Annotated in this window: 15 protein-coding genes; 3 read left to right on the top strand and 12 right to left on the bottom strand. The window is 61.5% G+C overall.

Annotation, left to right across the window (positions count from 1 at the left end; all coding sequences use genetic code 11):
• Positions 1–1,021: 1,021 nt before the first annotated feature.
• Positions 1,022–2,233: a glycosyltransferase family 87 protein gene (locus tag AWB68_RS33945; protein ID WP_235028635.1), complete on the top strand. Its 1,212-nt coding sequence runs from the start codon at positions 1,022–1,024 to the stop codon at positions 2,231–2,233.
• Between the two features lie 156 nt (positions 2,234–2,389).
• Positions 2,390–3,817, top strand: a complete 1,428-nt coding sequence (locus tag AWB68_RS33940; RefSeq protein ID WP_087648668.1) for a UbiA family prenyltransferase — start codon at positions 2,390–2,392, stop codon at positions 3,815–3,817.
• Between the two features lie 56 nt (positions 3,818–3,873).
• Here the strand turns inward: AWB68_RS33940 and AWB68_RS33935 are convergent, their stop codons facing one another.
• From AWB68_RS33935 to AWB68_RS33875, 11 genes are all read right to left on the bottom strand, one after another.
• Positions 3,874–4,818, bottom strand: a complete 945-nt coding sequence (locus AWB68_RS33935) for an NAD-dependent epimerase/dehydratase family protein (protein WP_087648667.1) — start codon at positions 4,816–4,818, stop codon at positions 3,874–3,876.
• Between the two features lie 22 nt (positions 4,819–4,840).
• Positions 4,841–5,212 (bottom strand): SMR family transporter, encoded by a 372-nt coding sequence (locus tag AWB68_RS33930; protein WP_087648666.1) that lies wholly within the window; start codon positions 5,210–5,212, stop codon positions 4,841–4,843.
• A gap of 623 nt (positions 5,213–5,835) precedes the next feature.
• On the bottom strand, positions 5,836–9,348 hold the full coding sequence (locus tag AWB68_RS33920; protein WP_087648664.1) for a pyruvate carboxylase: 3,513 nt from the start codon (positions 9,346–9,348) through the stop codon (positions 5,836–5,838).
• 981 nt (positions 9,349–10,329) lie between these two features.
• Positions 10,330–11,457: an acyl-CoA dehydrogenase family protein gene (locus tag AWB68_RS33915; RefSeq protein ID WP_087648663.1), complete on the bottom strand. Its 1,128-nt coding sequence runs from the start codon at positions 11,455–11,457 to the stop codon at positions 10,330–10,332.
• A 9-nt stretch (positions 11,458–11,466) separates the two neighbouring features.
• Complete coding sequence (locus tag AWB68_RS33910; protein ID WP_087648662.1) at positions 11,467–12,663, bottom strand: acyl-CoA dehydrogenase family protein; 1,197 nt, start codon at positions 12,661–12,663, stop codon at positions 11,467–11,469.
• Between the two features lie 63 nt (positions 12,664–12,726).
• Positions 12,727–13,512 carry an enoyl-CoA hydratase/isomerase family protein gene (locus AWB68_RS33905; protein ID WP_087648661.1) on the bottom strand — a complete coding sequence of 262 codons (786 nt, stop codon included), beginning with the start codon at positions 13,510–13,512 and terminating at the stop codon, positions 12,727–12,729.
• A 128-nt stretch (positions 13,513–13,640) separates the two neighbouring features.
• Complete coding sequence (locus AWB68_RS33900) at positions 13,641–15,005, bottom strand: MFS transporter (protein ID WP_160110117.1); 1,365 nt, start codon at positions 15,003–15,005, stop codon at positions 13,641–13,643.
• A 327-nt stretch (positions 15,006–15,332) separates the two neighbouring features.
• Positions 15,333–16,310 (bottom strand): NAD(P)H-dependent flavin oxidoreductase, encoded by a 978-nt coding sequence (locus tag AWB68_RS33895; RefSeq protein ID WP_087648659.1) that lies wholly within the window; start codon positions 16,308–16,310, stop codon positions 15,333–15,335.
• 263 nt (positions 16,311–16,573) lie between these two features.
• Positions 16,574–17,764, bottom strand: coding sequence for a CaiB/BaiF CoA transferase family protein (locus AWB68_RS33885; RefSeq protein ID WP_087648657.1), 1,191 nt, complete (start codon positions 17,762–17,764; stop codon positions 16,574–16,576).
• Positions 17,765–17,886: 122 nt separating this feature from the next.
• The gene (locus AWB68_RS33880) at positions 17,887–19,044 is read right to left on the bottom strand and encodes an acyl-CoA dehydrogenase family protein (RefSeq protein WP_087648656.1); all 1,158 of its coding nucleotides are present in this window, start codon (positions 19,042–19,044) and stop codon (positions 17,887–17,889) included.
• Complete coding sequence (locus tag AWB68_RS33875; protein ID WP_235028634.1) at positions 19,041–20,228, bottom strand: acyl-CoA dehydrogenase family protein; 1,188 nt, start codon at positions 20,226–20,228, stop codon at positions 19,041–19,043. Before AWB68_RS33875 ends, AWB68_RS33880 begins: the two co-directional genes overlap by 4 nt.
• Positions 20,229–20,397: 169 nt before the next feature.
• Between AWB68_RS33875 and AWB68_RS33870 the strand changes: the two genes are divergently transcribed.
• Complete coding sequence (locus AWB68_RS33870; RefSeq protein ID WP_160110116.1) at positions 20,398–21,126, top strand: Crp/Fnr family transcriptional regulator; 729 nt, start codon at positions 20,398–20,400, stop codon at positions 21,124–21,126.
• Positions 21,127–21,195: 69 nt separating this feature from the next.
• Here AWB68_RS33870 and AWB68_RS33865 read toward each other — a convergent pair.
• A partial coding sequence (locus AWB68_RS33865) for an SDR family NAD(P)-dependent oxidoreductase (protein WP_087648653.1) occupies positions 21,196–21,825 on the bottom strand: 630 nt, incomplete at its 5' end.

Here is a 21,825-nt window from a genome sequence, read left to right as displayed (position 1 = left end):
AAGACCGGTCACATGAGTCGCGCGACGTTTAACAAGGCGATGAAATACCTGCTGCCTGATCACCCGGAACCGATTACGGGTCACGACTTCCGCGCGACAGCATCGACCTGTTTGCCGCCATCGCCACTTTCGCTTTGAACGCGTCTGAGTGCGTCCGCCGGGTTCTCTTCGTCATCTTCCTGGTTCCTTTGTCGGCATTATCGCCGGCTCAGGCCCCGAGCGTTCCACTTATCCGCCTGTCCGAATTTGCGCGGCCACCTGTGTTCAACTGGCGCAAAGCGCGGTTGCGTCGCTAGCTATTCGGTCATTGTTTCCTCATATTTCAATAAAAAAAACGAGTGCGTTATTTTCACATCGCATTTTTCACTTCATATTAATTAACAAACCACCTTGTGTGCGCTGCCACACAGTTTGCTCGTAGCCCTTACATGCAGTATCACTGCTACGGACAGTGCCACGTAGCATGTTGGGTAACGAACAGATACAGATCACGACTCTTCGATCGTTTGCCCCACCGACGACGCCCCGCGATGCTTCCGTGCTGCGGATCGACCTTTGAGGCGAGCATGGCTGATGCGAGCGTTTCACTTTGCGTTGATCTCGAACACTCTCGCGACCGACTCGCTGGTCGAGTCTTTCCTCGTGCTTTACAGGCGCGCTCACATTGGCGCTCTTGGCTCGGGATTCGCGCTTTACGGCCTCCTCGCTCCGACGCGTTGGATCTGCGCGTCGCTTATCCATTAAAGTTCGGCGTCGCGATCATCATCGAAATCATGCCTTTCGCCGCCATCTTGGGCAAAGCGGCGATGCGCACCCTCAGTCGGCACAATCCGAGCTCGTAAGCGTCGTGCTCCTGTAAAGACCTGGCCGGGCACCATTTGAATTTATGCGGGCGCGGCGCATGGACGCACCGGGCGCCACCGGTCATTGGCTCACTTCGAAACGAGGGGCTCCTATGTCTTCGACGCGAACGATTCGCAGCAGATGGACTCTGTCACCCATTGTCGCTGGGAGCGCGCTAATGGTGCTGGCACTGTGCGCACTTTCCGTGCGCCTCGCGCGGCTGTACGGCGAGATTCGGGCGACGCCCGCGAATGCCTTTGAAGATTTCAACTTCTATCTGTACGCGTTCACGACAGTGCTGCATCGTCCCGGCGACGCGTCACTACTTTACGATCAGCCCTCGCTGCTCGCGTTCTTGCAGGCGATAGGGGTTACGAAAGGTGGTACAAGCATTTTCTATACATATCCGCCGCAGTTTGCGCTGCTTTTCTCGCCCTTTGGCCATTTGCCGCCGCTTGTGGCGAAACTCGTTTGGGTGTCCTGCTCCGTGCTGCTGTTCGCCATCGGCCTGGCATTGCTGGTCAAGGTCGCCTATCGAGGCAAAGACAGCGGTGTGCGCCTATTGCTTGTCGCAATCGCGCTTGCGACCTATCCGTTGATGATTGATATTTTACTGGGGCAGTCGAACCAACTTTTGTTCTTCCTTGTTGTCGGCGCTCTGTTTTTTTTAGATCGGGGCAATCGATATATCGCGGGAATCTTTCTAGGCACGGCGATCGTGCTGAAGGTCACGCCGATTGTCATTGGCGGCCTGCTACTCATGCGCCGTGAATGGCGCACGGCCGTGGCGACTGCTGCAACATCGTTGGTAATCACGATTCTTACCGCGTGGAAACTGGGCTTCTATGCCATCTGGCATTACGTCGTCGCAGATATGCCGCGCCTTGCTGCTTCCAACCTCGGACTTGACAGCGCGCCGGACAACAACTCGCTGCGCGGCGCAGTCAACGCGCTCGCCAGAATGGCGGGCAAAACGGTCTCCGAATCGACGCTACACGCGATCTGGTTCGTGACCGCCGTGGTCGTTTGTCTGCTAGCGATCGCGCTCGTTTTTCGTCGGCATACAGACCGACGCATCGACTTCGCGTTGGCCGTCATGACGATGCTCGTCGCCTCGCCGGTGCTTGAGCCGGTGCATCTCGTAGCTGCGCTGATTCCTTTGACAATCTTGCTCGGGACAGCGTTCGAACGTCCAGGCGTGCGCCTTTCGATGTTCCCGCCCCGCGTCGAACTTGTGCTGATTTCGCTGGTGGTTCTGACGATGTTCGCCGGGCCACGCCACATCACCTATGTAGTCGCCAGCCTGATCGTCTATGCACTCTGCCTCGCGCGATATGCACGGCCAGTTGCCGCGTGGCGCAACGATCTGGCGCCTGGTCGGATTGGCTGAAACTTGACAGGAAAGGCGAGGTCGCTGTGGTCCGCGGTCCGAGTGTGTCGACGCGGACGCGGCGCCACCGGCGTAAGGCGTCCGAAGCCGGTAGGGGAAGTGCCCCACGGTCCCCAGGCTTAGGTTTAAATTGACGATAACTGCTCAAGGCTACCCATGACGCCTGCAAGTGTTCCTCTTTGCGTTGATCTGGACGGCACGCTGGCTCGTACCGATTTGCTGATCGAGTCGTTTTTCGTATTGATCAAGCAAAATCCGCTCTATGCGTTCTACTGCATCGCGTGGCTACTGCGTGGCAAGGGATACCTTAAGGCTCAGATCGCAGCGCGCGTCGCCATCGATGTATCGTTGCTGCCCTATAACGAGCGCTTCGTCGATTTTCTGAAACGAGAACACTCGAGCGGCCGCGATCTCTATCTATGCACCGCAGGCGATCAACGATTCGCCCAAGAAATCGCCTTGCATTTCGGCTTTTTCAAAGGCGTCATGGCGAGCAACGAGTCGCGCAATTTCTCCGGCCCGACCAAGGCAGGAGCCTTGTCTGCGGAGTTCGGCGTCCACGGCTTCGACTACTGCGGCAATGCTCGTGCCGATGTGCCCGTATGGAAGCAGGCACGCCAGGCGATCGTCGTGGGAAGCAAGACCATGGAGGCGGCAGCTCATAGAGTGAATGAAAAGACCATCCTCTTTGAGAACGAGCGCACGTTTTTCCGGCTCGTGCTCAAGGAAATGCGCGTTTATCAATGGGTGAAGAACCTGCTGATCTTCGTGCCATTGCTCGCATCCCATCGTTTCACCAATGTCCATACTCTGGTCGCAGAGGGCATTGCATTTCTTTCGTTCTGCTTTTGCGCATCATCGGTCTATCTGCTGAACGACATGCTCGATCTCGATGCCGACCGGCGTCATGCCCGCAAGCGCAATCGTCCGTTCGCGTCGGGTCAGTTGTCGCTCCTCTTCGGCATCGGTCTGATGTTCATACTGCTGATGGCATCGGCGAGCCTTGCGCTCATGCTGTCTCCGGCGTTTCAGCTCGTGCTGGCATTCTATGTTATCGCGACACTCGCCTATTCATTCCGCCTCAAGCGCATTATGCTGATCGACGTGTTTGCGCTGGCGGCGCTCTATACGGTACGTATCGTCGCCGGCGGAGCGGCCGGCGGGATCGTGCTTTCCGACTGGTTGATCATGTTCTCGGTGATGATCTTTCTCAGTCTTGCGATGGTGAAGCGATACACGGAACTCGATGCAATGCAGCGCGACGGCAATGGCAAGGGCTCGGCAGCCGGCCGGGGCTATCTCACCGAGGACATGAGCATCGTTCGCTCGTTCGGCACGGCGGCGGGTTATGTCGCGGTACTCGTGCTTGCGCTTTACATGAATTCCTCCGACGTCAGGATACTGTATCGTCATCCACAAACGCTGTGGATACTCTTCGGTCTTCTCTTGTATTGGATCAGCCGCGTGTGGATGTTCGCGTTTCGCGGGCAGATGCACGACGACCCGATTGTCTTTGCCATCAAGAACCGGGCAAGTCTGTCCATCATCGCACTGTGCGTCTTGACTGTGCTTGCTGCAAGTTGAGCATCCCGACGATGCGATGCGGCGGCCACGAGGCCCATGTGCGCCGTTGCTCGCTGTTACTCCGAGCGGGAAAGTCCCGGTCGTGCCGACCTGGTTCGATTGATGTGCAAGGCGATATCCCGGGCGATCCTCGCATTCGAAAACTGCGGACGCCAGCCAATCTTCAGGGATTCGTCAATCGAAAGGACGTGCTGCAACTGGAGCATGAGCAACTGCTCCCGCGCGAGTAAGCGGTAGCACGACAGCCACGACAGCCCCTTTACCGGAAGCAGCGGAATTGACACCTTTCGCACATGCTGCACGCCGAGTTCATCTGCGATTTCGTCGATCCATTGTCGGATCGAAAGCGGTTCCGGAGCCGCGGCGTTGAAAAATCCGCTGGCACGAGTTTCAGCAACGCGATAGATGAGGCTCGCGACATCGAGGACGTGAACCATGTGGATTTTGTGATCGCCGCGACCGGGAAACGCGACGAAGCCGAACTTCGTCATCATGTTGACGAAGCCTCGGAAAAGGCCCTCTCTGCCTTCCCCGCCGATGATGCAGGGAATGATCGTCGCCGCACCCGGAACCGTGTCGATGAACGCCTGGGCCGCCATCTTCGAACGGCTGTACACGCCTTCTCCGCACAGGGTGCTGCGCACATCGTACTGGTCCTGTCCGGTCTGCCGGTACATCATGCTGGTGCCGACGTGAATGAAATGCGGCGCCTGGACCCGGTAGCGCTCGCAAAGGTTGTTTGCGGCCAGCACGTTGTTGCGTTCGAAAAACGACTTTCTAAACAGAAGAGGGATGTCCTTAGTGACGTATTGAACGGCGGCGCAGTTGACCACTACGTCGACGTCCGGCAGCGAAGCGGTGAAGACCGGATCGGAAAGATCGCCTGTCAGATTGACCGGTCCGGTCTTGTCAGTCGTCGTCACTTCATGAGCGCGGGCGGTGAAATGCTTGACGCATTCGGTCCCGAGAAAGCCTGACGCGCCGGTTATCAGTACTCGCATGGTGTGACTCCGTGTTCGAGACTTAAGATTTCGCGACGAGCAAGACCCCGATGATGATGACGGCGATGCCGATCAGTTTTTGCGCCGAAAGATATTCGCCAAACAAGTACCAGGCGGCTATCGCGTTGACCACGTATCCGATCGATAGCATCGGGTACGCCACACTGACCGGGACTTTTGACAAGGCGATGATCCAGATAGCGACGCTCGCCACGTAACACGCCAGCCCAGCCATGATATGAGGCTCGAATCCCACTCTGAACACAGTTGAGAGCGCTGCTTCGCGGCTGAAGCTGAGGGTACCGAGCGCATTGGTGCCGGCTTTCAACCAGAGCTGCGCCATCGCATTCAGGAGGACGCCGCTCACGATCAGAACAAAACTCACGATGCTCACTTGTCCTCCCGGGGAAATGCCGCGTAATCAGGCGCGAAGCGCATGCCGGTACGCTTCATGCGTGGACGAGGGTAGAAGCTGGCGAAGCGGACGATGATGGAAGCGTCGTTTTCGCAAGCCGGCGAGGGAGCGCGAAGTGTGACCTCGTTCACGCTCGGGATGTGACCGTCGGATATCTCACGATACCTGCTCCGGCGAGTGTATCGAAGGATACGCAGCCATCTGTACGCTACACCGCATTGGTTGCCGCATGAGTTACATGCGTGATCGGTCGCGCTGCCGAGTCTCGGTGCATCGACGCAGCGCGGGCTGCTGCGGCTGGCGGGCACGCTCGCTGGCAGCGCGCTGGCGCTCTTCATGACGGTGTTCGTCGTGCCGTATGTCGACGCGTTTTCCAGCTTTCCGTACCTCATGAAGCCGCGCGTAGTCTGAGCGCCTGGCTCGCGAAGCGCGCTTCATGCGCTTGTTCAACTGCTCTTGCGCGGCCGCCACTCTTTTCCAGGCAAACTCTTTGACAGCGCTCACGAACCAGGTTGCGCGTCAACAGGCCAAAGAGCGGCCCCGTTCCAGGCTGCCGCCCTCTTTTCATTTCGCCTTGACGCCCGGCCGGGCGCTGCCCGGTCTCAATCAGTCGCCGCTTTCAATTCGATGAGCAGGTCTTTCGAAGCTACGCGGTCACCCGGCTGTACATGCACCGCGGCGATCTCGCAGTCACGTTCGGCCGCGATATGCGTCTCCATCTTCATCGCTTCCAGTGCGACCAGCGTGCTGCCTGCCGATACGCGCTGTCCGGGTTGAACCGGGACCGTCACGATCGAGCCCGGCATCGGCGCGGCGATATGCAGTGGATTTTCTTGATCGGCAACCGGCCGGCTTTTACGCGCCGGCCCCGCCAGCACGGTGCTGCGCTGCTCGATGACGGCGGTGCGCGACTGTCCGTTCAGTTCAAACTGGACCTTTACCATGCCCTCCTCGCCATCGGCGTGCTGTCCCTGCAGCGACACGAGCAGTGTCTTGCCCGCGTCGATATCGACGGCGACTTCTTCCTGCGGTTGCAGGCCATACAGGAAAGCAGGCGTGGGCAACACCGAGGTGTCGCTGTAGGCGCGCAGGTGCGCATGGTAGTCGGCCGTCTGCTTCGGATACATCAGGTACGAAGCGAGCTGCCGGTCATCGAGCGGATGCTCGCAGGCCGCCTCACCCTGCGCGCGCGCCGCGTCCAGGTCGACTGCCGCAAGCTGGTCACCGGGCCGGTATGGCGCGGGCGGGTCGCCCCGCAACACCTTGCGCGACAGTGCTTCCGGAAAGCCATCGGGTGGGAAGCCAAGCTCCCCCTTGAAGAGCGACACGACCGATTCGGGAAAAGCGATTTCCTTCGCCGGATCGCACACGTCGGCTGCGCTCAGATCGTTGGCCACCATCATCAATGCCATGTCGCCGACCACCTTCGAGGTGGGCGTCACCTTGACGATGTCGCCGAACATCCGGTTGACGTCCGCGTACGCGCGCGACACCTCCGTCCAGCGGCGTTCGATCCCGAGCGCGCGTGCCTGCTCGCGAAGGTTCGTGTACTGGCCGCCAGGCATTTCGTGACGGTAGACGTCGGCCGTGCCGGCCCTGATCTCCGATTCGAACGGTGCATAGTAGCGACGCACGCCTTCCCAGTACATCGACGCTTCGTGCAGCCGCTCTAGATTGAGCCCGGGATCGCGCTCGCTGCCCGCCAGCGCAGCGGCGATACTCGACAGGTTCGGCTGCGAAGTCAGGCCGCTCATCGCATCGAGCGCGCCGTCAACGGCATCGCAGCCGGCGTCGATTGCGGCGAGTGCTGAAGCGGCTGAAATGCCGCTGGTGTCGTGCGTATGGAAGTGAACGGGCAAGCCGGTCTCTTCCTTGAGCGCCTTTACGAGCGCTGCGGCAGCCTGTGGACGGCAGATGCCCGCCATGTCCTTGATGCCCAGAATGTGCACGCCGGCGCGCTGGAGTTCACGTGCGATTCCGACGTAATACTTCAGGTCGTACTTCGGGCGGGAAGCGTCGAACAGATCACCCGTGTAGCAAATCGCGCCTTCACACAGCGCCCCGCTTTCGCCCACGGCGTCGATCGCCACGCGCATGTTGCGCACCCAGTTCAGGGAATCGAACACGCGGAACAGATCGACGCCGGCACTCGCCGCCTGGCGCACAAAGAAGCTCACGACATTGTCGGCGTAGTTCGTATAGCCCACTGCATTCGAGCCGCGCAGGAGCATCTGGAAAAGGATGTTGGGCACCCGTTCACGCAATTGCACAAGGCGTTCCCACGGGTCTTCCTTGAGAAAGCGCAGCGCCACGTCGAAGGTCGCGCCGCCCCAGCATTCCATCGAAAAGAGCTGCGGGAGCTCGCGGGCATAGAACGGCGCGATCGGCAGCATGTCGGCCGTACGCATGCGCGTCGCGAACAGGGACTGGTGCGCATCGCGCATCGTCGTGTCGGTCAGCAGTACCTGCTTCTGGTCCAGCATCCAGCGCGCGAATTTTTCGGCGCCCAGTTCGTGCAGGCGGTCTCGTGTCCCCATTGGCAACGCCCCGGATGTGTCCACCGTGGGCAGCACGCGCCTCGGCAGCGGCAACGCCGGCAGCGCGCGGCCTGTCAATTCCGGATTTCCGTTGACACACACTTCGCCCAGGTAGCGCAGCAGCTTGGTCGCCCGGTCACGCCGTTTCGTGAAGGCGAGCAACTCGGGTGTCAGGTCGATGAAGCGGGTCGTGACATCGCCTCGCCCGAAGGCGGGATGATTGATGACATTCTCGAGGAACTGCAGGTTCGACGCGACACCGCGAATGCGGAATTCGCGCAGCGCACGGTCCATCCGCCGGATCGATTCGGCCGCCGTCGGCGCCCACGTCGTCACCTTGACCAGCAGCGAATCGTAGTACGGTGTGATCACCGCGCCGCCGTAGGCGGTCCCCGCGTCGAGCCGCACCCCGAAGCCTGCCGCGCTGCGGTACGCGGTCAGCCGCCCGTAGTCGGGCAGGAAGCCATTGTCGGGGTCCTCGGTCGTGATCCGGCATTGAAGCGCATGCCCGTTCAGTGGAATCTCCGCCTGCGCCGGCACGCCGGCGGCGCGAATGCTGACGGAGCCGTCCTGATCCAGCTTGTCTTCGATGAGCCCGATCGTGCCGCCTTCGGTAACGCGGATCTGCGCCTTGACGATGTCGACCCCGGTGATCACCTCGGTGACCGTGTGTTCCACCTGGATGCGCGGGTTGACCTCGATGAAGAAGAACTTGCCCGTCTCGGCATCCATCAGGAACTCGACCGTGCCGGCATGCGTGTAGCCGACCGCCCGCATCAGCCGCAGCGCGGATTCGCAGAGCCCGGCGCGACCTGCATGATCGAGATACGGCGCGGGGGCACGCTCCACGACCTTCTGGTTGCGCCGTTGCACCGTGCAGTCGCGTTCGTAGAGATGCACGAGATTTCCGTGCGTGTCGCCAAGCACCTGCACTTCGACATGGCGCGCGTTACGCACCAGTTTCTCCACATAGACTTCGTCGTTGCCAAACGCCGCAAGCGCTTCACGCCGGGCTGCGGCAAGCGCAGTCTCGAGATCCTGCTCGCTTTCCAGCACCCGCATGCCGCGCCCACCGCCGCCCCAGCTCGCCTTGAGCATCAGCGGATAGCCAATTCCGGCTGCAAGACGCTTGCACTCGCCCAGCTCGCGCGGCAGCGGGTCCGTGGCAGGCATCACTGGCACACCGGCCGCGATCGCCGCGTTGCGCGCCGCCACCTTGTTGCCGAGCATGCGCATGACCTCCGGCGACGGGCCGACCCAACGTATGCCCGCGTCGATAACCGCCTGCGCGAAATCGGGATTCTCCGAGAGGAAACCGTAGCCGGGATGGATCGCGTCGACGTTCGCCTGTCTCGCGATGCGCAGGACGTCGTCGATGTCGAGGTAGGCGGCGAGCGGCTTCTTGCCCTCACCGACGAGATAGCTCTCATCGGCCTTGAAGCGATGAAGCGCAAGACGGTCTTCCTTTGAATAGATGGCCACCGTGCGGATGTCCATCTCGGCGGCCGCGCGCATCACACGGATCGCGATCTCGGAGCGGTTGGCAATCAGCAGGGATCTGATCGGAGCGTGGTTCATGGTATGCAGGGACTCGTACTTGTCGCGACGCAGTGGCAAACCAGGGCTTCGCAGTTGGACGTCAGTTCGCGCTTGATCTTCAGGCGTGGCCGAAGTAAGGAAGCGCGTCGAGGTTTCACGGAACTCTAGACGCGCAGAAAGGATCGCGTTTGCGGGAAGGCGCCATCGGCATGTGCATTCCCGTCACGCGGAAATGCGCGAATGGCGCGGTCGTTCAAATGTTCGATCAGTGTTGCTCACCGGGCCGGAGCGATCCAGTGGCAGCCAGTCGAAATCGCATTTATTTAATCAAGACTGACAAACGGCGCATGCGAATCCATCCAGTCGTAGTTGCTGTTTGTAGTCACCCACGCCCCGTGCGATACCGGCTGAGTCGCGACCTTGCATCGGTCGCCGTCGTCCAGGCGGCCGTCTCGTAACATGCCCGTTCACATCAGAATCGGCGTTTAGCGGCTGTTTCCCGTTTGCTCCGGAATTCACTTTTTTCGTCTCCCATAGAAATTGATCGCTTGCACGTTCTCTCTACGCAGGCCCGTCGGCAAACCTTGAACGCTCCGACATATGCGCACGAATTCGGCCATAGCAGTAAGCAAAGAACGAGCCAGGATAGATCCACTTCGGCCTACCCTTGATTTATCGATGTTTTTCCAAATACGGGGTACGCATCGGTTTTCAGAACCGAATTCGTAAGTTTCATTTATGAGATGCGCAACACCATTGCCGTTGCCCACACGAGGGATAGTGACTGAATAAAATACCAAACGACCCTACACGCGCACCGCGAATGGTTCGGTGGCTCTCGTTCGCGCGCGGGTCGATACACGCATGCGTCAAGTGCGGATCAGCGTCTTGTAAAGCTTGTTGGTGCGGCTCAGATTGTGCCTCAACAAAATCGTTGGCTTCCATATACGAGCCGGAGGCCAGACATCACCGGAGCGCCCCCTACGACGCCCGGCCAGCGATGTGCCGCGGCCACCCTGTTCAGCCTTGCATGGCCTCACCGTAACGCGCGACATGGTAGTCGCTGTCCCCGAATAGCGGATCGAACATAGTGAGACGCTTGAGATAGTCGCCGACTTCCAGTTCGTCGGTCATGCCCATGCCGCCATGCAGTTGCACGGCCTGCTGGCCGACAAAGCGCCCCGCTTTCGCAACCGTGACCTTGGCGGCTGACAGCATGCGACGGCGCCGGGCCGGGTCGCATTCGTCGAGCGCCTGGGCTGCAACATAGGCCATCGACAGCGCCAACTCCTTCTGCACGAGCATGTCGGCCATGCGATGCTGCAACGCCTGAAATGCGCCCAACGGCTGGCCGAACTGGCGACGGGTGCGAAGATACTCCGCCGTGATCTCGATCACCCGCTCCATAGCGCCTGCCGCCTCCGCACACAGGGCAGCCATGCCGTGATCGAGCCCATGCGCGAGCGCCTTCAGTCCATCGCTCGGCCCGCCCACGATGGCATCTTCACGGACCACGACGCCTTCCAGCTTCAGATCGGCCGCACGCAGGCCATCCATGGTCGGGTAGCCGGTGACGGTGAGGCCGGGCGCGTGACGCGGCACGATGAAGAGCCCGATATCGTTACCGCCGTCGAGTTTCGCTGTGACCAGCATCGCATCGGCTGCTTCGCCGTGCCAGACGAGCGACTTGACACCGTTCAGCACGTAGCCGTCCTTGCTCCGCTGTGCGGTCGCGCGCGTGGCTTCCGGCCGGTAACGCGTGCCCGGTTCGAGCCAGGCGGCGGTCATGATGCGTTTGCCGCTTGCAATGGCCAGAAGCCAGGCGTCCTTCTGCGCCGGACTGCCGAACGCATTCAGCATTTCGGCCGCCATGACGCCGCTCGGAATGACCGGCTCCAGCACCAGCGCACGGCCCAGTTCGCGCTGCACGACGAGCCGGCTCGCCGGGCCTTCGCCGAAGCCGCCGTACCCATCCGGCACGGTGAGGCCGATCACGCCCATGTCCGCCAGCATCGTCCAGATTTCCGGGTCGAAGCTCGCACCTTCGCGGGCGCGCCTGCGCCGCTTTTCAAACGTGTATTCGGTGTCGACGAAGCGGCGCAGACTGTCCGCGAGCATCTGCTGCTCTTCGCTGTAATTGAAGTCCATGGTTGTTTCCTAGAACCCGAGGATCATCTTCGAGATGATGTTTTTCTGCACTTCGGTGGCTCCGCCGTAGATCGATGTCTTGCGCATGTCGAAATACGTCGCGACAGCCGGTGCGGCCCATGCCGGCCCGTTGACGGGCTGCCCGGCGCCCGCCTCGAGCCATTGCGGCGAGTAAGGCCAGCCATGCGGCCCGGCGACCTCCAGTTGCAGCATCGCGAGATCCTGCTGGAGTTCCGAGCCGCGAATCTTCACGATCGATGCCTCCGGACCCGGCCCTTTTCCCGCATCGGCCGTCGCCACGCGCAGCAGCAGCATCTCCAGCGCCATCAGATCCATTTCGACGCGCGCGATCTTGTCGCGCATGCGCACGTCGTCGAACATCGTGCCGCCCGCGCCATCGGGAGACTGCGCGGCGTAGTGCTTCAGCAAGCGCAGTTCGCGATAGCAGTGGCCGATTCCGGCAATGCCCGTGCGCTCGTGCCCAAGCAGATACTTCGCGTAGGTCCAGCCGCGATTTTCCTCGCCCACCAGATTGGCTACCGGCACCTCGACGTCTTCGAACCACGTCTCGTTGACATCGTGGCCGCCGTCGAGTGTCACGATCGGACGCACGCTGACGCCGGGCGACTTGATGTCGATCAGCAGCAGCGAAATGCCTTCCTGCGGCCGCGCTTCCGTATCGGTGCGCACGAGGCAGAAGATCCAGTCGGCGAAGTGCGCCATGGTGGTCCAGGTCTTCTGGCCGCTCACGATATAGCGGTCGCCCTTCCTGAGCGCGCGCGTCCTGAGCGAAGCCAGATCGGAGCCGGAGCCGGGCTCCGAGTAGCCCTGGCACCAGAAGTCGTCGACTCCTGGAATCCGCGGCAGAAAGCGCGCCTGAAGTTCGGGGCTGGCGTACTTGATCAGCACCGGTCCGATCATGCTGATACCGAACGGCAGCAACTGCGGTGCGCCCGCGCGTCCGGTTTCTACATCGAAGATGAGCCGTTGCAGCGCGTTCCAGCCGGTGCCGCCGAATTCCTTCGGCCAGCCCGGCGCGCCCCACCCGTGCGCGTGCAGGATGCGATGCCAGCGCACATAGTCGTCTTTCTCCATGCGCTGGTGGCCCAGCATCTTGTCGCGGATGTCAGCCGGAAGATGCGTTTCTACAAAGTCCCTGACTTCTTCGCGGAAGGCTTCTTCCGCAGCGGTGGGGCGTAAATCCATCTGCCTGTCCTCTTGATCAAAATCTGTTCGCACGTTTTACTGACGCTCGCACAAAGTCAGCCCTTACTCGGCGGCCCACTGGAAGTGCGCAGGAAGCTTCTCCATAAAGCGTTGCACGGCATCCCGATGAGCTTCCGTCGAACATGCGATACCTTGCGCCACCGATTCGATCTCCAGCAGCGTCCGCAAGTCGCTTCCGAGCGACATGTTCAACGCCCGCTTGGAAAGTCCGAACGCGGTCGAAGGCGCGCGGGCGAGACTCTGCGCGATCTGCACGGCACGAGCGCAAAGCCTCTCGGGAGACTGGATTTCGAAGACGGCACCCATGCGTTGCGCTTCATCGGCGCCGATTTCACGCGCGGTAAAGACCAGGTCTTTCGCCCTGGAGAGGCCAACGACGCGCGGCAACGTATAGAACGCACCGCAATCCGGCACGAGGCCGATCTTGATGAACGGCATACAGAAGCGCGCGCGCGGCGTAGCGATCACGAAGTCGGCCGCCAGCGCAAGGCTGAACCCTGCACCATACGCAACGCCGTCCACGGCCGCGATCACCGGCCGGTCCAGATCTACCAGGGCGCTCACGAACGGATGCAAATCGTCGATGCGGTTACGCCCTTCCTCCGCGCTTCGCGGCGACATGCCGCGCACATCGCCACCGGAGCAGAAGTTGTCCCCTTCACCGCGCAAGATGACCGCACGGATGTCGCGGTCCCGGCGGATCCGCCGGATCGCGTCATCGAGTCCGTCGCGCATCGGGAGATCCAGCGCATTTTTTCTCTCAGGACGGTTCAGTGTCAGCGTGGCCACGCCGTCCTTTACATCCACCAGCAACTGATCGTGCGTCATACCGAAAACTCCTGCAACATGGGCTTTACTTCTCCAGTCATATGTCCCTCCCTCGGCAGCACGCCGATTCATTCGATATCGCGAACACGCCGAGGGCTCGAATTGCCAATCACGAGGCCGATCAACCGCTACAGGGATTGCGCGATATTCGACCGGCTCTCTTCATGCGCGACCGCGCTCTGGCCGTCGGCCGTCTCGCGAGCCATGCGCTGCCGCTGCAATCGCCGTGCCGATTTTTCCGGGTTCATCAGCCAGATACCGAGCAGTCCAGCGGGAATCAACATGCTCCCGAGCAGGACGAAGCCGTTCTCGAATCCCGCGGCGGTGCCGTGCGCCGCGCTGACGAAGTGGCCTATCAGCGGGGGGATGAGCACACCGGCAAAAGTGCCGAGTGCCGTGACGACCGACAGCCACGCGCCTCGTTGCCGTGCCGCCACCACTTCACCGACCATCAGCGGCGAGAGGGTCATGCCGCACTGGCTCAGTACACTCGCGATGGTGTAGCACACGAGTTTCGCGCTCGGGCTGATGTCCGTTGTCGAGCACAACATGAAGACTCCCGCCAGTGCGACCGGTGCACTGGCCATGACGCCGCGAGACAGATGCGACGAAGCGCCTTTGTCTTTCAGCACGCGGGAAATCCAGGCGACCGCGAGCATCGACGGTATCGACACGCCCGCCATGAGCGAGAACAGCCAGCCAGCGTCGCTCGCCGGGTAACCCAGTCCGGCATGCAGGTAGGCAGGAAACCAGGTGAAGTTGACGGAGACGACCGCATATCCTGCGAACGTGAGGATGATGCTGCCGACCAGCGTCCTGTCGGTCGCGATCCGTTTGATCATGAAACGCATGCCTTCAGCCTGGCCACTCACTACGGCCGGGGACGGCTCCGGCTCGACGACAGAGCGCGTCTCGTCGACGGTGCCATCCTTGCCAACGACGAGCCACACAGCGGTCCAGAGACACCCGACGACACCTAGGGCGAGGAAAGCGGCATGCCAGTCGTAGCGGGTGATCAGGAACGTGAGGCACGGACCTGCCAGCAGCAGGCCCACGCTAGCGCCTTGCTGAACGATGACCGTGGGGATGTTGCGTTTCGTGTTGTCGAACCATTTATAGCTTGCATGAGCGGCGAGCGCATATGCGGGGCCTTCGCCTGCTCCAAGCAACACGCGGCAAGCGATCAACACGGGATAGGTCACGGTTCCAACGAGGGGAAACTGTGCGATCGCCCATACGATCGACAGCAGCGCCAGCAGCCACCGGGTTTTGATGCGCGTGGACGCGAGTCCGAAAAGGAGCCCGGAAACCGTGAACAGCAGGAAGAAACTCCCGCCGACGATCCCGAACTGCTGAGGCGACAGCCCGAGATCGCGCATGATCGGCACCGCGGCAAGCCCGATGACGGCCTTGTCCGCAAAATTGATCACCATGAACAGGAACAACATGACGACCACGATCCAGGCGTGCAACCGACTGGTTTTCTGAAACATGTCTCCTCCTTGGATCGCTCCGATCCGGCGTCGGGGGAAATGCCCCCGGCCTGACAGGCAATATGGATTTGTTGTAGCAAACGGGACGCGAATCGGACCTCTACGGGTCTCTTCTCGACGCATGGATACCAAACGATCCAGCGGGCCGCTGGGACACGACGTGGCCCGCTCGATGAAGCGGGCGCCGGTCCCCGCGACGCCTTCTCGGATCGTTAACATGCTAGAGCCGAAGGGTCCGGCAAGAAGGTCAATGGCTTGACAATCCGGCCTCATTCAAGCCCCATGGTTTCCCTGAGTGAGTGCCTTGCACGGAGTCCGCGGACAAACTCAGTGCGCCATGGCGAGCGAGACAGCCGCCGCCAGCCGCTCGCGGCACTCCGACACGATGCGGGACAGCAGCGCCTCGCAAGTCGGAATGTCGTCGATCAGTCCAACCACCTGCCCCGCCCATACCAGTCCCGCATCGACCTCGCCGCTTTGAAGCGCATCGTGCCCGCGGCGACCCGCCACCAAGTGGCGAATGTCGTCGAACGCGCATCCGCCCGGGCGCCGCTCGGTGGCAACCACCTCTTCCGACACGGCGTTCTTGAGCACGCGCGCCGTATTGCGCAACGAGCGGAATATGAGTTGCGTATCCCGCTCGCTCGCGCCCACGAGCGTCCGCTTGATGCGCTCGTGCAGCGGCGCCTCGACGGTCGCGCAGAAGCGGGTTCCCATGTTCACGCCTTCAGCACCCAGGGAGAGCGCTGCCGCCATGCCGTATCCGTCGGCGATGCCGCCCGACGCGATGACCGGAATCTTCAACGCCTTAGCCGCGAGAGGAATCAGCACCAGACCCGGCACGTCGTCTTCGCCCGGGTGTCCCGCGCACTCGAAGCCGTCGATGCTGACTGCGTCGACGCCATTGCGTTCGGCGGACAGCGCATGTCTGATGCTGGTGCACTTGTGAACGATCTTCACGCCGTTGCGCTTCAGCTTCTCGATGAACTCCCTGGGACTGTTGCCGGCCGTCTCGATCACCTTCACGCCGCTGTCGATGACCACGTCGAGATACTCCGCATAGGGAGGCGGATTCGCGGACGGAAGAATGGTCAAGTTGACGCCAAAAGGCTTGTCGGTCATCGTTCGGCAGCGCTCGATTTCCCGTGCCAGGGCGTCGGGTGTCGGCTGGGTCAGCGCCGTCAGGTTGCCGAGGCCGCCCGCGTTGGACACGGCCGACGCCAGTTCTGCTCGTCCCACCCACTGCATGCCGCCCTGAATGACAGGAAAGCGGATGCCGAGCAGATCTGTAATACGCGTCTTCATTTTGATCCTTTACTGATGCATGAGGGTTGTTCGACGATCCAGGGAATGAATGCCCGCCCCGCCCCGCTGATGAGATCGATGGCGTTCAAGGTTCTGGGACGATTGAATCGCAGGTGCGCGCACGCGCCATCGCGCCACGACACAACCGGCGCATTCGAGTCAAGCAGATGATCAGGACCGTTCATTTGATTTCCGTAATTCGCTTCTTCGGGTATTCAGCAACTGACACGGCCGTTTCGCCACGGCAAGGCGCGCGCATCGCCTCAATCCGCGCACGCCCCGGTTCGTCCAAGTGAGAGTTCAGCGAGGACTTCCGCCGTATGCTCGCCAATGTCGGGCAGGCGCCCTTCATGTCGGCGGTAGTCGTGAAATGCCGCAGGGCAACCCGGGAGCAACATGGGCTCGCGTCCCGCCGCGTGGACCTTGACGAACAGATCGGCTGAGACGCCTGCTTGTCCTGGACTTATCTCGTCCATGGTTCGCACCATGCCAAAAACCACACCGATGCGGGTGAGGCGTTCACAGAGATCAGCCGTGGAAAGCCGGCTGGTTGCGCGACGCAATTCGACGAGCATCGCCTCCCGATTCTTCAGGCGCGCGGCGTTTTCGCAGAACCGCGGATCGGCGGCGATCTCCGGCCGATCGAGCGCCGCGCACAGACGCGCAAAATGTTCCTTCGTATAGGCTGAAATCACGACGTTGCCATCGGCGGTGGGCATCACTTCGGCTGCCGGCGTCGCATTGGTCTGGCCGTTACCTGAGCGCGCTGGCACCACGCCAGTCAGCCGATAGTCGGCCCATACGCTGGACATCGCGGACACAGCGACATCGACGAGAGAGACATCGACGATGCCGCCGCGCCCGCTGACGGACCGCCTGATCAGCGCTGCGAGCACACCCGAGGTCAGCGCGTTGGCGGCCATCACATCGACGACCGTAAATCCCACTCGCGTCGGGTCACGGTCGCCGTCGCCATTGATGCTCATCATGCCGCTTTCCGCTTGCGCGGCGATGTCGAAACCCGCCCGCCGGCTCGCCGGCCCGGTTTGACCGAAACCGCTGACCTGGCCGTACACGAGACGCGGCACTTCATCGGTCAGCGCGGCCGCGTCGAGACCCAGTTTTTGCATCACGCCGGGCCGGTAGTTCTGGAGGACCACATCGGCGGTGCACGCCAGCGCGAATGCGTCCTTGCGTTCTTCCGGATCGCGCAGATCGAGCGCAACGGAGCGCTTCGACCAGTTGCAGGCTGAAAATATGGGTCCGTAGTGGTCCCTGTTCCAGCCTGCATATCGTCCGGCGTCGCCCTCGGGCGGTTCTACCTTGATCACATCCGCGCCCAACTCGGCCATCATCTGGCCGCAAGCTGGCACCGCAATGTATTGCCCGAACTCGACGACCCGCAGTCCCTTCAAAGGGGCGTTGTCGGGCGTGTTATGCCTGTCGTGTGACATGAGTGATCCTTCGCCAGCAAAGGGCGGTCTTGAGCGTTCGACAAACCCGGCTGACGCTGCCGGTTCATGATCGGTAAAGCGATGCACCACTCCGGCTTCGGGAGCAGGTGCAACGAAGCCGCTTAGCCGCGCGCAGCCAACGGCCCGTCGAGCACGGTCGCCGCAAGCTGTTCGAGTTGATGCTCGGCCCCTCCGTAGAGCGTCGAAGCCGCTGCCATTCGCTTGACGAACTGGCCGAGCGTGTACTCCTGCGTCATGCCGATCGCGCCATGGAGCTGCACTGACTCTTCCCACATGTGCGTTGCCGCTCGCGAGACGAAGGCTTTGGCAGCCGCGCTGTAGCGACGTCGCGCGACGGATTTGCTCCCGCTCTCCTGATCGATCACGCTGGCAGCGGCGCGCGTCAACGCGCGTGCTTCCTCGATCTCGACCATGAGGTCGACCATGCGGTGCTGGATCACCTGATTCGCGCCGATGGTGCGGCCAAACTGCTTGCGCGTGGTCAGGTACTCGCGGGTAATGTCGAACGCGGCAACCATGACGCCCACGGTCTCGGCACACTGCGCGACGATCGCACGGTCGATAGCGCGTTCGATCAGTTGCAGCACTTCTTCACGCGACCCGATCACCAGTGCCTCGGCGCAATCGACGCCGTCGAGCACGATGTCGGCTACGCGCTGGCCGTCGTATAGCGAGCGCGGCGTGACAGTCAGGCCCGGCGAATCCGCTTCCACGAGGAACAAGCCCATGCTGTTGCCGGGCACCATGGCGGCGAGCAGATACGCGTTAGCGCCGGCGCCACCGGGCACCAGCGCTTTCGCGCCGTTCAGGCGGAAGGTCTGTCCGGTCGGCTGCGCGGTCATGGTGACGGCGCCCGCGTCGAACGAGACGCCGGCCTCCCAGGCCGCGAATGCGAGGCGCTTGCGGCCAGCGACGATATCCGGAAGGTAACGCGCACGGAGTTCGGCTTTGGCCACATCGACGAACAGCATGGTGCCCAACACCGCCGAGGCGACGAAGGGTTCGTTGACCAGCCCGCGCCCGAGCTCTTCCGCCAGAACGCAGATGTCGCCAAGCGAACTGCCGAGACCCTCGTCGGCTTCGGGAACAGGCATCGCAAGCCAGCCGAGTTCGGCAAACTCATTCCAGCGCTCGGGCAGGCATCCGTCCGGGTGAGCGAACGACGCCTCTCGCACCGCCGTACCGTACCCGCGAGCGATGTATTTCCGGGCGCTGTCGGACAGCATGTCCTGGTCGTCGTTGAGAATGTGTTCGCTCATAGTCCGAGTACCGCTTTGGAAAGAATGTTGCGTTGGATTTCACTGCTGCCGCCGGCGATCGTGTAACCGCGCGCGACGAACCGCCGCGATGAAGCGGTGGCTGAAATGGCGTCCTGTTGCGGCGACGGCGGGCCGACTTCAAGCACCTGAGGATCGAGGACCAGGCCCTCCTGACCCAACCCGTCGACAATCAGTTGCTCCCATAGCTGGATCAGCCGGCTGCCCCTCAGCTTCAACATGGAAACCTCGGCGCCGATCGGCTGGCCCGAAATGGAGCGCTGGATGAAACGAGCGGCATTGGCCTCGAGCGCCATCAACTGCATTTCCAGTTCGGCGAACCTTTGCCGGAACCACGATCGGTCTGCAAGGCGCACGCCGCCTTCGGCGCGAGTCAGCGCGACTTCCTGAGCGCGTGCGCGGCGCCGCTTGTTCTCGCCGATTCGCGCGAGCTTCAGACGTTCGAATTCAAGCAGCGACTTCGCAATCATCCATCCTTCGTTTTCCTTGCCAACGAGGTTCTCGAACGGGACTTCCACGTTATCGAAGAACACCTCATTGAAGACTACCCAGCCATGGATGCCGACGATGGGCCTGACCGTGACACCGGGCGACTTCATGTCGACGAGCAGGAACGAAATTCCTTCCTGCGGCTTCACGTCCGGATTGGTGCGCACGATGCAGAAGATCCAGTCCGAATACTGCGCATAGGACGTCCAGATCTTCGATCCGTTGATCACGTATCCGTCACGGGTGCGCTGCGCCCGCGTTTTCACCGACGCAAGGTCGGAACCCGCGTTGGGTTCCGAGTATCCCTGGCACCACCATTGCCTTCCTGCCGCGATCTCCGGCAGGAATCGATGGCGCTGGGCGTCGGTTCCGAAGCGCATCAGGATCGGCGCGATCATCGAGAAACTGACCATGACGATCTCGGGGGCGTCGTTATTGCAGAGCTCTTCTTCGAACGTCAGCTCCTGCTGAACCGTCCAGCCCTGTCCGCCCCATTCACGCGGCCAATGCGGCACGAGGTAGCCGTGCTTCGCGAGGATCTGATACCAGGCGACCACGCGCTCACGTGGAATTTGCCGTCCGCTTCGCACCATGTCGCGAATATCGGACGGCAGATTGGCGCGCACGAATTCGCGGGCCTGTCTCCTGAATTCCGTGAGTTCACGCGTCTCAAACATGTTTTTCATTCCAGAGGAAAGGATGTGGAGTTCCCTAAGCGAACTCAAGTGATGGTTAGGATAAAATGCACGCGATGCCGAGTCAGTCGAAGAATTGACAATCTCGTTGACGGCGTAGTCAGGACAATCCCGCATTCGGCTTTTGCTTGTTCAGTACCCGGAGATGGTTATGCGCCACCAGGCGAACGCCGCAGATTCGTTTGCACTGATCTGCCGGGCGCTTCGAGCCAGTACGCTTTTCGCCGAATGGCCGCTTGCGAGTGTCGAGCGTCTGGCAAGGACGGCGCGTCTGGAGCATCACAAGAAGCACACGCAAGTCATGGCGGCGGACAGGGAGCGGCGCGAGGTGCTTGTCGTCGTTTCTGGAAGTGTCGAGGTGAGTCGTACCAATGAGGACGGCTCCAGGTTCGTGGGCATTCTGATGCGCGCGGGTGACTGCTCGGGGCTGGTGCGACTGCTACAGGAAATTCGTGCACCGTATGATTACGTCGTGCTGGAAGACGCGCTGTTGGTCCATCTGCCGTCCGATGCGCTGATCGAAGTCATGAATGACGAGCCGATCCTTTGGCGTTCGGTTGCACTCTTTGCGCTTGCCAGACAACGCGACAACGCCGTATCCGTTCAACAGCGTGTCCTGAGCGATTTGTCGACTCAACTCGCCGCCCGGATCGTCGAACTGCTGGCTCCTTCCGGCAATTCCGGAACGGGCAGCCCCTCTCGCTCTCTGTCCCTGAGCCAGGGCAAATTGGGTTCGATGCTCGGAAAATCGCGTCAAACGATCAATAAGGAACTGGGCAAGCTGTCCGCGAGAGGGCTGATCGCGATCGATTACGGGAAAATCGAGGTTCTGGATTTGCCCGCATTGAAGGCGCTGGCTGCCAGCGGTTTAAGCCGCTAGAGAGCGTCACGGGTGCGAGTCGCACAACCTCGCGGCCCCGCGAGTTGCCAGGGCCGCGAAGAGATCGAATCAAAGGTTGCTGTAGCCGCCGCCGCAGACCAGTACCTGACCGGAAACGTAATTCGATTCAGGCGAGCAAAAGAGGTACACCGACCCTGCTGCTTCCACGTCGGTTCCCGGACGGCCCAGCGGAATCGCCCGGCTTGCGCCGTCGAGCATCGCCTGTTGCACACCGACCTTGATCTCGCGGCCTTCGATGCTCACGGTCTTGCTTTCATCGCCGGCCAGCGCCTGCGTCAGACGCGTTTCGATGAGGCCGAATGCCACGGCGTTGACGTTGACCTTCAGGCGGCCCCACTCCTTCGCCATCGTCTTGGTCATGCCCAGGATGCCCGCCTTCGCCGACGAGTAATTGATCTGCCCCGCGTTGCCGCCAGCCGCCACCGAAGAGATGTTCACCACCTTGCGGAACACTTCGCGGCCCTCGGCGGCTTCGGCCTTGGCGGCAGCGCTGATCACCGGATACGCCGCGCGCAGGATGCGAAACGGTGCCGTGAGGTGGCAATCCATGATCGCGTACCACTGCTCGTCGCTCATCTTCTGAACCACGTTGTCCCACGTGAAGCCAGCGTTGTTGACGATGATGTCGACGCTCTTGAAGTGTTCCACCGCGGTCCCGATGAAACGCTCGGCGAAGTC

This window comes from Caballeronia choica (assembly GCF_001544535.1).
GTDB classification, from domain to species: domain Bacteria; phylum Pseudomonadota; class Gammaproteobacteria; order Burkholderiales; family Burkholderiaceae; genus Caballeronia; species Caballeronia choica.
Note: the sequence above shows the minus strand (reverse complement) of the source record. Positions and strands in the feature narration are given on the sequence as shown.